At 59.0% G+C, this 12,719-nt stretch carries 15 protein-coding genes; 6 read left to right on the forward strand and 9 right to left on the reverse strand.

What is annotated here, in order from left to right; genetic code table 11:
• Window positions 1-10: 10 nt before the first annotated feature.
• Genes ACSQ2Z_RS22490 through ACSQ2Z_RS22510 form a run of 5 tightly spaced genes read right to left on the reverse strand, consistent with a single transcriptional unit; the run spans window position 11 to window position 4,681 of the window.
• Complete coding sequence (locus tag ACSQ2Z_RS22490) at window positions 11-1,093, reverse strand: lytic transglycosylase domain-containing protein (RefSeq protein WP_436083456.1); 1,083 nt, start codon at window positions 1,091-1,093, stop codon at window positions 11-13.
• Window positions 1,090-3,504, reverse strand: a complete 2,415-nt coding sequence (locus ACSQ2Z_RS22495; RefSeq protein WP_436083457.1) for a VirB4 family type IV secretion/conjugal transfer ATPase — start codon at window positions 3,502-3,504, stop codon at window positions 1,090-1,092. Before ACSQ2Z_RS22495 ends, ACSQ2Z_RS22490 begins: the two co-directional genes overlap by 4 nt.
• 5 nt (window positions 3,505-3,509) lie before the next feature.
• The gene (locus tag ACSQ2Z_RS22500; protein WP_436083458.1) at window positions 3,510-3,809 is read right to left on the reverse strand and encodes a type IV secretion system protein VirB3; all 300 of its coding nucleotides are present in this window, start codon (window positions 3,807-3,809) and stop codon (window positions 3,510-3,512) included.
• A 3-nt stretch (window positions 3,810-3,812) separates the two neighbouring features.
• Window positions 3,813-4,151, reverse strand: coding sequence for a TrbC/VirB2 family protein (locus ACSQ2Z_RS22505; protein WP_436083459.1), 339 nt, complete (start codon window positions 4,149-4,151; stop codon window positions 3,813-3,815).
• A 17-nt stretch (window positions 4,152-4,168) separates the two neighbouring features.
• The gene (locus ACSQ2Z_RS22510; RefSeq protein ID WP_436083460.1) at window positions 4,169-4,681 is read right to left on the reverse strand and encodes a lytic transglycosylase domain-containing protein; all 513 of its coding nucleotides are present in this window, start codon (window positions 4,679-4,681) and stop codon (window positions 4,169-4,171) included.
• A gap of 136 nt (window positions 4,682-4,817) precedes the next feature.
• Between ACSQ2Z_RS22510 and ACSQ2Z_RS22515 the strand changes: the two genes are divergently transcribed.
• The 6 genes from ACSQ2Z_RS22515 to ACSQ2Z_RS22540 all read left to right on the forward strand — a co-directional run bounded on the left by ACSQ2Z_RS22515 (window position 4,818) and on the right by ACSQ2Z_RS22540 (window position 8,253).
• On the forward strand, window positions 4,818-5,096 hold the full coding sequence (locus ACSQ2Z_RS22515) for a hypothetical protein (protein WP_436083461.1): 279 nt from the start codon (window positions 4,818-4,820) through the stop codon (window positions 5,094-5,096).
• 162 nt (window positions 5,097-5,258) lie between these two features.
• Window positions 5,259-5,840, forward strand: a complete 582-nt coding sequence (locus ACSQ2Z_RS22520; protein WP_436083462.1) for a hypothetical protein — start codon at window positions 5,259-5,261, stop codon at window positions 5,838-5,840.
• Complete coding sequence (locus tag ACSQ2Z_RS22525; RefSeq protein WP_436083463.1) at window positions 5,837-6,376, forward strand: thermonuclease family protein; 540 nt, start codon at window positions 5,837-5,839, stop codon at window positions 6,374-6,376. Before ACSQ2Z_RS22520 ends, ACSQ2Z_RS22525 begins: the two co-directional genes overlap by 4 nt.
• Complete coding sequence (locus ACSQ2Z_RS22530; protein ID WP_436083464.1) at window positions 6,373-7,041, forward strand: thermonuclease family protein; 669 nt, start codon at window positions 6,373-6,375, stop codon at window positions 7,039-7,041. The genes ACSQ2Z_RS22525 and ACSQ2Z_RS22530 overlap by 4 nt, the downstream gene beginning before the upstream one ends.
• 26 nt (window positions 7,042-7,067) lie before the next feature.
• Window positions 7,068-7,619 (forward strand): hypothetical protein, encoded by a 552-nt coding sequence (locus tag ACSQ2Z_RS22535; protein ID WP_436083465.1) that lies wholly within the window; start codon window positions 7,068-7,070, stop codon window positions 7,617-7,619.
• Between the two features lie 154 nt (window positions 7,620-7,773).
• Complete coding sequence (locus tag ACSQ2Z_RS22540) at window positions 7,774-8,253, forward strand: helix-turn-helix domain-containing protein (RefSeq protein ID WP_436083466.1); 480 nt, start codon at window positions 7,774-7,776, stop codon at window positions 8,251-8,253.
• Between the two features lie 384 nt (window positions 8,254-8,637).
• Here ACSQ2Z_RS22540 and ACSQ2Z_RS22545 read toward each other — a convergent pair whose 3' ends face one another.
• The 4 genes from ACSQ2Z_RS22545 to ACSQ2Z_RS22560 form a co-directional block, all read right to left on the reverse strand.
• Window positions 8,638-9,882, reverse strand: coding sequence for an aminotransferase class I/II-fold pyridoxal phosphate-dependent enzyme (locus ACSQ2Z_RS22545; RefSeq protein ID WP_436083467.1), 1,245 nt, complete (start codon window positions 9,880-9,882; stop codon window positions 8,638-8,640).
• 109 nt (window positions 9,883-9,991) lie between these two features.
• Window positions 9,992-10,705, reverse strand: coding sequence for a winged helix-turn-helix transcriptional regulator (locus tag ACSQ2Z_RS22550; RefSeq protein WP_436083468.1), 714 nt, complete (start codon window positions 10,703-10,705; stop codon window positions 9,992-9,994).
• Window positions 10,706-10,803: 98 nt separating this feature from the next.
• Window positions 10,804-11,808 carry an ABC transporter substrate-binding protein gene (locus ACSQ2Z_RS22555; protein WP_436084131.1) on the reverse strand — a complete coding sequence of 335 codons (1,005 nt, stop codon included), beginning with the start codon at window positions 11,806-11,808 and terminating at the stop codon, window positions 10,804-10,806.
• A 62-nt stretch (window positions 11,809-11,870) separates the two neighbouring features.
• Complete coding sequence (locus ACSQ2Z_RS22560; RefSeq protein ID WP_436084132.1) at window positions 11,871-12,593, reverse strand: ABC transporter permease; 723 nt, start codon at window positions 12,591-12,593, stop codon at window positions 11,871-11,873.
• Between the last annotated feature and the right edge of the window lie 126 nt (window positions 12,594-12,719).

The raw sequence follows: 12,719 nt of genomic DNA on the forward strand, positions 1-12,719 counted from the left end.
ATCGGCTCCTCTATTGGGGTTGCAGCAACAGTTGAACGTCGGTTTCATCTTCGCGCTTTTCCACGCAAGGCTTGTTCACGGGATCCCAAACCAGCTTTTGTCGCGGGTCGCAGAGACCCGTCGGATCGTCCGGTTCGTCTTCGTCCCGGCCACGCTCCGTGGATTGCGACGAACTTGACAGATCGGAAGCCGCAACAGCGTTGCGGGAATTGATCAGATCGGCCATCGCCGCGCCAAGTTTGATGACGTTGTTCATCATTTCGAGATTGGCGTTGCGCGCGGTGGAGTTATGGTCCCAGCTGTCCTGGATGGTCCCGGTCTGCAGACCCGCCAACTGTTGATACCAACGTCCCACACTGGCAAGGCTCTCCGACGTCGCCGTTGTGGTCCCCATGGCGTTCAGGGTGGAATCCCGCATGGCTGTGTAAGCCGCTTGGCCGCCACCGTAATTCAGGGGGATGCCCGACTTGTCCGAGCCGCCGAAGGCCGGCAACCAGTCCTGGGTGATGCTGCGGACGTAGCCTTGTGTCTCCTTGAATGGGGGAATCCCACCGTACTTGTTGACGTTGCCTGGACCGGAGTTATAGGCGGCAAGCGCAAGGGAGACGTTCCCGTTATAGCGCCACAGCTGCCGCCTGTAGTAGAGGGCGCCGCCTCGCAGATTGTCCTCGATGTTGTTTTCGTCGACGCCAAGGTCGTCTGCGGTGCCGGGCATCAACTGCGCAAGCCCGGTCGCGCCAGCGCCGGATTTGGCGCAAGGGTTGAACCGGCTTTCCTGATAGACGAGCGCGAGGAACTGGTTCTCGTCGATGCCTTCTTCGCGTGCGACACGGCGCACCAGACCCGAAATCTCCGCGTTCTGCCGGGCGGCGCCAACCGGATCGTTTCGTCGGGAGGGGCGGTACATCGAGCAGGTGACCGACGTGTTGATCGTGTGGCGGTCTGTGTCGGTATCCTCGATTTTGCTCGTCGTCTCGTCGCGCGCTGTATCCTGGTCGAGGATCGTCTTGTCGATGACGGGAACGTCGGCGGAGGCAGACCTCGGCATCGCGACCGTGGCAACCATCAAAAGCGGGAGAGCAAGCCGTTTCATGGCCAGGCCTCCCAACTGCAAAATTGCGGGAGCCAGGCAGCCGGAGCATCACCCAGTTCGTGCCTGAGCCGCGCGCATTCCTCGATGGTCTCCTTGCGGCCGGACAACACTTTGATCATGTCCGGCATCGTGCCGAGGTCGAGCCTGGCAATAACGCTGTCGTGGCCATGCTTGATGAGAAATGTTCGCTTCTCCGGCGGCGTGGTCCGGATGAAGTTGAATTCCTTCACCGTCAGCCCGAAGCGCCTGATGTAACTTTCCTCGTCGGCGCGCGGATTGGGGAAATGGATATTGGTCGATGACTGCTCGATCAGCGTGTGGGAGGCGGCCGCGCGCACGATATCGGCCGCCGACTGGGTGCCGAACCCGACGATCCCGTTCAGCTTGCGGATCGTCTTCATCTTGTCGACGATGAAATCGCTGAAAGTCGGATCCCGTAAGAGCCGCCAGCCTTCGTCCATGAAGATCATCACCGGCGAACCATCAAGGAGCTCGTCGAGCCGGTGGAAGATGTACATCAAGGCCGGTGTTCTGAGCTCCTCGTTGTCAAGGATATTGGTCATATCAAACCCGAACACCCTGCGGTCGGACAGGATGAGGACGTCGCGCTGGGCGTTGAAGAGCCAGGCCTTTTCTCCGTCGATCCATGGCCGCAGGCGCGCATGCAGGTCGTTCGGGCCAGCCCGCGATCGCCCGATCAACAGGCCCGAGAGGTTCGCGAGATTTCGCTGGGCCGCCGGCTCCTGCATCAGCCGCAGCAAAGCGCGCTCAAGAATGTCATGCTCTTCCTGATCGAAGTCGCTGCCATCGCCACGGCGAAGCATTGCCTTCAGCAAACGCAACAGGAACTCCCGGTTCGGCCCGGTATTTTCGAGCTGAAGCGGATTGAAACCGGTGGACGTTCCAGGGGTCAGAACCTCATATGCGCCATTCATTGCGCAAACGAAGATCTCACCGCCTCGGTCCTTGTCGAAGAAGACAGCCTTGGGTGTGGGCTGAACCCGGAAGGCCTGGGCAAGCAGGAAGGTGAGGGCGACGGTCTTGCCGGAGCCAGTCGGGCCAGTCACCAGGAAATGGCCGATGTCCCTTCGATGAAAATTGAACCAATACGGCGTCTGGCTGGTCGTCTCCAGGATGGTGATCGGCGTGCCCCAATGTGTGCCGTCGGTCTGACCGGCGGCAAAGTTGTGCATCGAGGAAAGGCCGGCAAAGTTTGCGCTCGAAAGAAGGGCCTTTCGGGCGATGTAGGCATGATTGCCGGGGAGCTGCGCCCAGAACCCGGCCTCGAGGTTAAGGTCTTCTCGCAACCAGTTGACGTTCATATCTGTCAGGCAGGCGCCGAGATCCGAGACGGCCTTGTTGACGCCGTCCAGGTCGCGCGACAGGCAAAGCAGGGTCATGTGATGGAGGCCGAACACCGCCTCCTGGTTCATCAGGCTGTTGAGAGCGAAATTGATATCGTTCTCGACGTCACTGCCTGCTTCGTCGGACGCTGCGATTTGCCGCTTCAGGCGTGAGATGCGCTCCTGAGCGATCGGCTTATCGGCAATCGTGAAGGACTGCGTCAGAACGAATTCATGGTTGACCTGCAAGAGGCCGTCGAGCATGCCTGGACCCGTGAACGGCGGATACTCCTTGATCGACAGCATGGCACCGAAACGGTCGTCAGCGTTTGTCGATCCCTGCGCCTGCAGCGTGCGCCTGGAGAAGTGCAGGCGAGAGCTCCCGACATAATTTGCAATGCTCATGCGGGGCAGGCGCATCTTGCGGGGAATGCCGCAGCTGAGCAGGGCATTGAAGAATTCGCAGGGCTCGGAATAGGGCTCATCATTGCGGCGGGTGATGCCAAGCGGACGAGCGCCGTACTTTTGCAGATCTCGGCAAATATTGCCGACAAGCTCTTCGAGCTCGCTGACGGGTTCCCGCAACTGATCCTCTGCCGCTTGGCGCGATCCTGCCCTGTTTACGAGGCGACGCACCTTGTCGCCGGCCGCAAGCGCTCCTCGCATTCCGGCGCACAGCACACTCAGGTAGAGTTCATTGGCGAACATGCGCTTTTCGCTGAGCTGCGCCATGTAGCGGCGGTTGAGCAGGGCACAGAACGGATCCGCGAATGTGCCCGCGAGTTCACCCTCGACCTGTCGGCGGATTACGGTAGACCACAGCGAGAAGCGGCTGGAGCCAAGTGCCCGGATCATCGTATTTTGGACGACGGACCGCATATTCAGTTCGGCCTGATCCTCGGTCTGAAAAAACAGGCCGTTCAGGCGAATGACGGAGAGGAGAGCACCGCTCTCGAGTTTGACCACCGTGTCGGCGACATGCCGCAGATAGGGGATGTGCTTCGACATCGGCCTTTCCCGACCGGCGATGGTTCCGAAGCCAAGCTCTTCGCGGATGAGTTTCAGCATGACTGTCACGGTCCGTAGGAATTGGCGCCCCAGAACGGCTTGTTGGGCGTCTTCGGGGTCATGCGCGTCGCAACTTGCAGCACGTCGAGAATGCGGCTGTCCCAGGTGCAAAGCGTGAAGAGAACGAGATAGGCAACCGGCGCGGTCAGCAGTGCCCATACGGTGTTGGTCGCCAGCCACACGATAATCGTGAGCCCGATGACAACCACGATGGCCATGTAGGGAACACCCCACAGCGTGGGCGAACGGGTAAGGCCGATGATCACGGGCGTGAGGGTCGGCTTGTCGTCTTTGAACTCGGCCATGACTCAGTTCCCGACTGTCGACATCAGCTGGTCGACGATAGCCGGCGCGCCGAACACAAGCCCGATGCCGAGGACAACTGCTCCTGCCGTGAACCAGCTCAGACGGCCGGCAAATGCCAGGAACCCAAGGCCGATGACAGCGATGATGGCGACCAGGCGACCGAACGGACCGGTGATGAAATCAACCACCGCCTGGACCACCGTCTGGAGTGGCGCGAATGCCTGGTTGGTGGCCTGTGCCATTGCGACATCTGCGGCAACCAGCTGGGCTATCGCAAGCGCAGATACGACCGCAGTGATCTTCCACGCCTTCTTCTGCTGGGCGGACATGACGATTGTCATTTTCTTATCCTCTTCGTTTAGAAGTGCATGACACCGTTGACGAACCGGCTACCTCGTCCACCAATGACGTCGCTGGCCTGCCCGTCGGACAGGGGTGCCTTATTTGCGGTGATCGCTGCACGGGCTTCGCGCTCCGGGGCCTGCAGTTTCAGGCCAAGCTGGCGGTTGATCACCGCCGCCACGTACCGGATCGTTTCGCCGTAGGGCGGGATGCCGCCATTGTCATAAACGGCCTTACTGCCGGCGTTATAGGCCGCGGCCGCAACCAGCGGGTTCTTGAATTCGTCGATGAGGGCTTTGAGGTGACGGATCCCGCCGTCAACATTGGATGCTGGATCGCACAGGTCTCGCACGCCGAGACTTAACGCGGTGTCGGGCATGAGTTGCATTGGCCCGCGCGCACCTTTCGGGCTGTTGCGGGTCCGATCGAACCGGCTTTCCGCCCACGCGATCGCCTTGGCAAACTCGGGATCGACGCCGTAGGCCTTGGCCGTGAAGCCGACAAGATTTTCGATCTCTCCTGGTTTCATGGGAGAGGCGCCGCATGCGCTCCCAGGGCTCGGAAACTGAGCCGGAAGTGAATATAATATCTTCATCATCCTGGGTGAGTGTAGTGGCTCTCTCGTGAGGTCGAGAGCGGCGGTTGGACTTTCATGTGACCATGATGTGTTCATCCATCGTGCCTGCTGGGCTTTGACAACGGTCCCGAAAGGATCGAGCACAGGATCTTCGGATGATCTCGAAGAGCTCCTCTCAAAGATCCGTACTCGTGCGTTGAAAGCCGGGGATGTGCCGGCAGAAAAATGTTTATTATCAGCTGAATATGCACTGTCGACCGGAAAAGCCAGAAGGGCCAAGGCGGCAAAAATGCTGATCCGTTTCAATCTCAAGGCTCGTCCTCCTATTTTTCTGTTGCTGTTCGATCTCGTCCTCAAAGGCAGGTGAATTTCGGGAAAGCGTTGCAATTTTCCCTTTTAATCAGTTACCGAATATGTTCATATCTACAATGAAAATTAAAAGTAGCAAAGAGAAAAAATGCGTCCGAGGGCTGTATCGATGTCAACGAGATTGGTAACGCGAATTTTCCGGAAACGAATAGGCCTTGTCGTGCCAGCCGTTTTCCTGGCCACCCCCGCATGGGCCGGTGGCGCAGTCGATCCCGCTTATGTGAAGTCGCTTGCCGCCCCCGGAAAGGTGGTTCTGGTGGTCGAATACTATGACCCCGCAGGAAAGGTCGTGGATCGAAAGGGGTTCGCCTCACCGAGCGGATTTCGGGCAAAGTCGCCCGTCGATATCGCCGTCGATGCCGGAGTTGATCTGCACCTGTATGGGCTTGAGCCCTGCCGGGGCGAGATGGTCAACCAGAGGGAAGGCTTTGCAGGTAGCTGTGGTGACTATGCGCGTGAGGAACTGGATATCATGCTGAAAGCGGCCAAAGTCATCTTTTGCCGTGCGTTCCTAACCGAACGAAATGCGCCTCTGCAGGATGCCACCTGCTTCGGATACTTCAATTATCCAGGCACCCTGGACACGGTCGACAACCTTGAGGAACAACTCGTTTCGCTTGGAGCCCTTCGACTGTCAAAAAAGCAGGACGGTACTCTGATGCGACCGGATCTCGCCAACGCAGAGAGAATCGGCCGGGGCGGATTTGGCATGTGGGCTGACCCGAGGGTGGCGGCGCAATGAAGCCTGTCCTGATCAAGGGCGCGATTGCGGCCACCCTTTCCGTGACCTTGGCCCATGCTGCGCCTGCGGGTTACTTCGAGCTCCTTCAAGGTGCCGTGTTCGAAACGGGAGGCACCGTCGTTATCGGGGGCAAACGCATAAGGCTCTATGGCCTCCAGTCCTGTTTGCGAGGCACCTCCTACACGGACCGGTCCGGAGCCAGGCGCGATTGCGGCGAAGCGTCGATCGCAGTCCTGGCCGCCTTCATCAAGGGCACAAAACCCGTCTGTGCTCCGGTGGCCGAACGCAACGTTTCAACCTTTGTCGTATGCTACGCCACGGTTGGGAAGCAGCGTCTAGACCTAGCAATGATGATGATCACGGAGGGATACGGCTTCGCGACCCTGAAAGCCGACGGACTGCCGGTTCATGCTCCCTATGCTGTCGCTGAGCAGGACGCACGCGAGAGGCGCAGAGGGCTCTGGCGGTTCTCGGACGTCCAGCATCCGGCAGTTTTCCTCAGCCGTACGGCGAAGAACCCACAGGGGGTACTATGATCCGGAAGGTGATTTTCGCTCTTTCGGTCTTGATGGCTTCCGGCGAGGCCAGGGCGGCCGACGTGATCGGTGGTTCGTCGGACAAGCAGGCGGTTGCCCGACGAGGTACGCTAAAGGGCCAAGTGGCTGTGATCGATGGACGAACGCTATGGTTCGGCAACCACCGCATGCTTTTACGGTTGAGCGAAATCGACAGCTGTGAACTGCCGCAATGGGCCTTTGATCCAAGGGCAACCCAATCCATCAATGGGACTCTCGCCCCGGTGCCATGCGGCGCCCTGGCGAAGGCTTGGTTGAAGCGCACGGTTGGCGGCCACGTCGTCAGCTGCAGCTTTACCGTTCAGAACCCTTCTGGTGTGGCGCGCGCCGTCTGCAAGGCAAACGGTCTGGATCTCGCTCACGAAATGCTGCGTGTCGGATGGGCGAGACTGATCACGCCAGCGCGCAACAGTCGATACATTGAGGCACAAAGCCATGCCGCCGCCGCCCGCTATGGGATGTGGGCGACCTATGTACTCGACATGGCCGAGTGGCGTCAAAAGGCAATCGACAAGACGGTGGGCCGCCGGCCGCTGGCGGATCTCAACCTGCTGTCCGAGCGCCGCAGCGAGATTTCACCGCCGTTCGCGGACGCCCGACGCCAGCCGTCTCGGCGTGACCGATAATCGTTCGTCGCTTGAAGGAAACTTCTATGAAACATCTGCTCGCAGCGATGCTCTCAATCACCCTCGTCAGTTTTTTGACGTCGCCTTCCAAGGCCACTGAATGGGGCTGCGAAGTCCTCCTCTGCGCGGCGTCCTCCAATCCGTCCTGGCACGACGTTCCGGCGTGTCATCCCCCGATGGAGAAACTGATTTCCGCGATGAAGAGGCCCGGATTTTCCTGGCCAACCTGCCCCGAAGGGCGCGCCGGCAAACCAGGTTATGAGAAATATGCGGAGTGCCCGGCGGGTTGGACACCAACCGCCGGCGACGATGGGCGGGGTCAGGGATTTTCGCGTGAACAATCGCAGTGCGCGCGCACAGTGACGACCTGCAAAGGCGGACGCGGCTCTTCCGGCTTCTCAAGCCGCAGCCGCACCGAGACGACCGCCGATGGCATCACGCGGGTCTTCTCCAGAAATAATGCGTGCGTTTTCACGGAATTTAGGCAGCGACCCAGGCGCAGCGATCCCTATTATTTCGATATCAAGGACGGCGCGACCGATCGGTCAGACCGGTTGTGGTTCAATCTGCAAAAGTGACCCGGGTTGAAACGAGCGGTCCGGAGGCGTGTTCAAGTTTCACCGGGGTCGAATCTGACACATCGCTTCAATTGACCACCCCCAACGAAGTGCATAGCCATTCGGCCGCATCGTAATGTATGACTCGCGCCTTGCGGATTGGGTTTAGTGGAATATGACGACAAAATTGGAAAGTCACATCGCGGACTTGGGACTGGTGAAGACATCGGATCCTGAAAATGAAAAGCCCGTCTACCGACGAGAGGGGTTCGACGGTATCTCTGCTTTCACAGAACTCGACGACAAGATCGGTGAGGCTCTCAGGAATTGTCGCCACAGCAAAAACCTGAGTAGAGCTGAGCTTGCGACGCTCGTTGGCCTGAGTGAGCAGGTCTACGGCCGATACGAACGCAATTCATCGAAGATGCATGTCAGCAGACTGATCCATCTGAGCGAGGTTTTGGGCGTCTCACCTCTTGCTATGCTATTCGCGGCAGCCCCCCATTTATGGGGCGCGACCGAAAAGGAAGCCGACACCCGCTTTCGAATGATGAAGTTGCTGGAAGATCTTCCGAATGACACGATGTCATCGATCGTCACGCTCCTCGAGACAGTTTCCGTTCTTCAGGATGGGACCACGACACCCAGCAAGTGAGCTGCGTGCCATGCCGCCATGTTGCCGGAGGTGGTCGACGGTTTCCTGGATTTTCGCGATCGTGGCTGTGTCAAAAGAGCCCTTCGTACTGGCCAGGAAATAGACGAGATAAATCAGCTTCACCTGTGCGTCGCGGACAGAGGGTGGTCGCCAATGGATTATTTCGTTCCGGACCAATTCCTCTTCCGCCACCGCCTGCCCAAGCTTTCCGCAATCCTGGGCGCCATTGGCGACATGCTGCCTTAGGGTTTTCACCGACGCGACGATGTTTGCGTGATGCACCGTTAGCCAAAACAGGTTCTTGCCGGGACAATCGTTCATGGGATCACCTTGGTGGGCTTTGAGCCGCGCGTCGACATTCTGCTTGTCGGAGACCGCATTCGCTCATGCGCCGGCGTGGCGGATCTCTTGCCTGATCCCGTCGATTGCGACGCATAGATCCCTGATCTGCTGCTCGGTATGTGAGGCAGTCAGGCAAATTCGTAAACCCGCCTCGCCACGGGAGACGGTCGGAAAGAAAATTGCCGATGCATAGAATCCGAGCTGCAGCAGTTGCCTTGCCGCAGCGACGGAAAGCAGCTCATCTCCCAACCGTATGGTTCGGATCGGCAGGTCGCTTGTCATGTCCTTTGTCGGGATCAGCCGGTCAAGGAGTGCAAGGTTTCGCCTCAACGTCTCCTGCCGTATGGCGAGCTCATCCGTTCGATGAATTCGAGCCGACGCCTGTGCCGCGCCGATCGCCGCCGTGTTCAAGGATGCCGAGAACGCGTGGGCGACCGCAAAGCGTCTGAACAACAACTCCTGTGCAGCGGTTCCGAGCATCAACATGCCGCCGGATGCGCCAAAGCCCTTGCCGAGTGATGCGGCGACGATCGTCCGCTCGCCAAGCTCCTCAAACACGGATCGCGCAAAACCTGAGCCATTCTCACCGATGATGGAAATCCCGTGTGCGTCATCGATGTAAAGAAAGAGACCGTACTTCTCCTGAAGCGCACGAAGTTCGGCAAGAGGAGCGCTTCCTCCCATCGAATAGGCACCATCACAGACATAAGCGACGGACCTATGGGTACGGCACAGTGCCTCGAGTGCCGCGAGGTCATTGTGAGGGATCGTTTCCACCCCGGTTTCTTCTGCGACCGTTCCCTTGTGGTGCGCAAGCGTCGCATGAGCAAGGCGATCGAAGGCGATCAGCGGCTTTTGCCCTGCCGTCAGGTGACCCGAGGCAAGCAATGGCAAGGCACTCATGTTGGCTGCAAGGACCGTGGTGAATGTCACGACCCGTGCGCGGAACAGGTCGGAAAGATTCTCTTCAAGTTCGCCGAGAATGCTGAAATTGAGGCGCGTCCGGGCGCAAGACCAATGCAGGGAGCCAGCTTCGCTGACCGCCTGCGCCGCGCCGGCGACGATGCCGGGGTGATTGTCGAGACCGAGATAGGAGCACCGCACGAAGTCGACGACTGTCGAACCGTCATGGGCCAACCGGACGCTGCGATCTGCAAGTGGCATCGCATACAGCGCCATGATGCCCTGGTAGTGGGCGGCATCGAAATTGGAGGCAGCCGCGCTGATCATCGCCGCTGTATTGCGAAACTGACCCTGGCGGCTGGTGGGTTGGGATGTATGGCTCATATGACAATCTCTTTCGCTACCTATGCGAGAAGAAGGCCACGGCACACAAGGAATCACAACGAAGCTTCTGTGAAAGAAAATTCAAGATTTGTAGAAGGTGAAAACCGGCTTATTGGTCGTCGTCGGTGACATCTGCAACGTATCCGTTCGAGCGGATCGTTCGGATGATCGTCCGTCCAGTCGCCTGCGCAAGGGTGCGGCGGAGATTTGCAATATGAACATCTACAGTTCGGGCATTGACGTGATGGTTCGAGGGCCAGGCCGTTTCGATGAGATCAGCGCGTGAAAGAACGCGGCCCGGCGCTTCGAGCAGCCGCTTCAGCAATCGGAACTCGATCGGGCTCAGCTCAGCGCAGCCGGACTTGCATCTGACGAGGCGCGTCTGCTCGTCGAGTTCGAGATCGCCAAAACGAAGCACTGGCCGTGTCGGGGTCGAAGACATCGTGGCACCCTTCGCCGTTCCCAAAATTGCGCGCAGGTAAGAGAGGATCCGTTCGGGCGAAACGGGCCGCACGAACGCCTCGTCAATACCGGCTTTCAGAAGACCGAGATAACTGTGCTCGTCGCGGCCCGGAATGAGCGCAAGAAGCGGCAGCTTCGCTGTCGCAGGATTTGCCTTCAGAGCGATGCAGAACCTTGTTCCACCATCGATATTGTCGCCGGTGTCGACAAGCACTGCGACAACGGCCGGCACGTCAGAGGCCACGACAGCGTCGAAATCTTCGGCCAGCAATACACGAAAACCCGCCACTGCCAGGATATGGCTCATCAGAATGTAGAAGTCTGGATCACTGGTATGGATAAACACGAGGTTAGTTGGCACTGGTGAAGCCCTCTTGAGCGGACTGTGTCTTGGGAGCCGGCCGTTTGATCGTTTTTACGATAATCAGCCGGCCAAGCTGTCGGGGTGGCGCCCGCGGATCATCGCACCCAGTTGTTCCACCGCTGCAGCAGCATGGCGGCGTTGGCATTGATCCAGGCTGCGTCGGGAACGATGACGCTATCCTTGATCTCCGCTGTCGTCGGCATGGATTTACGGGCTTCCTCCGACATCAGGGAGATCGCCTCCGTGCTCGGCGGTGTGCAGGATAAAACGTCGCAGGCTTTTGCCTGAACGGCGGGGTTGTCGAGCCAAAACGCAATGAGCTTCAGCGCATTGTCGCGGTGCGGCGCGCCTTTGATCAGTGCAATCCTGTCGCCGACGAGAAACGAGGCTTTGTAAGACCAGCCGATCGGCAAGCCATCATTCTTCATGGCTTTCGCCCGCGTCAGCCAGATCTGGCCGAGGTCGTACTCGTTGTTGCGAAACCCTTGCACGCTCTGATCACCGGTTTTCCACCAAAGCGTGACGTCGTCGCGGATTTCGTCGAGCTTGCGGAAGGCCCGATCCACATCAAGCGGGAAGAGTTCGTCCTTTTTGACGCCGTCGGCCAGCAATGCGGCGGCAAGGACGCGCCAGGGATCGTCGAAATTTGGAAACGCCCGGCCACCGGGGAACCTGCCAAGATCCCACATGTCCGCCCATGTTTCCGGTGCCGCTTGCGATCCATCGTCCTTTCGGTAGACGAGCAAGGTCGCCGTCGACTGGAGGAGCGCGCCTCCCGCCTCGCAAGCGTTGGCTGCCAGGTCCGCCTTGGTCGAAAAGCGCGCGCAAAAGGCAGTGAGGTCTTCGGTGACCTGGCGATGGGCCTCGGAGGCTGATTGGATTTCTCCGTCGAGATAAAGGTCCCAGGTCACATTGCCAGACTTGACCATAGCCGCAGCCTTGGCGCGCATTTCCGCGTTTGTCGCCGATACGATGGTCACGGCGACGCCCGTGGCTTTGGTAAAAGGATCAAACCACGCCTCTTTGAGAGCGCGGTCATAGGCGCCGCCGGTTGAGGCGATGACTACTTGACCCTGGGCGTTCGCCGGGAGTTGGGTCATAAGCGCGGTAGCGACGATGACCAGGCCGCCCAGACTGTATACGTGGTTTGTCCGTCTACTTTTCATTGCTCTTCTACTCCTGTTTGGATTTGGGTGGTTCCGGCCTTCGACAGAAGCTGGACGAAGCCGATCAGAAAAAGCGAGGCGACGACAACCACAGTGGACGCGGCCGCAATGACGGGCGTCAGATTGAAGTCGATGTCTTCGAACATCTTGCGCCCGATCGATTTGCCGCCGACGTCCGAAATGAAGAACGCGACGGTTGCCTCGTCAAACGACGCAAGGAAGGAGAACACGGCTCCCGACGCGACACCTGGGGCAATGTTGGGCAAGGTGACATGGAAAAAGGTCTGCGCCCGGTTGGCGCCGCAATTCAGCGCCGCAAGCTCAAGCGCCGGGTCAAGCCGCTGCAGCGCTGCCGTCACGGTGATGACGACGAAGGGGACAGCAAGAACCGTGTGACCGATCAGAAAGCCGGTGAGGGTTCCGGTCAACTGCAGTGGCGAAAAGACGAGATAGAGTGCGACGCCGAGCACGATGTGAGGAACGATCATCGGACCCAGTGATAGCGCATGCAGCGCTGACTTGAACGGCACATCCCCCCGGACGACGGCGAGCGCCGTCAGCGTGCCGACGACGGTCGCCGTCACCGAAGTGGCAATTGCGACGCGTAGGCTAAACCAGGTTGCCGCCATCCAGTCAGGGTCGCTGAAATAAGCTGCATACCATTTCCAGGTCATACCTTGAGGCGGGAATTGAAGGTGTGACGTCGTGCTGAGCGACATTGGAACGATGATCAATGTCGGCAGGATGAGAAAGAAGAGGATCAGTGCCACGATGAACCCGGCCAGCAGGGTGAGAACGACCTGTTTGGCGGGGCGGCTTCGAGACCGATGCATCGTCGCAGGATG

Origin of the sequence: Pararhizobium sp. LjRoot235 (genome assembly GCF_964254145.1) — a bacterium.
GTDB lineage: Bacteria > Pseudomonadota > Alphaproteobacteria > Rhizobiales > Rhizobiaceae > Pararhizobium.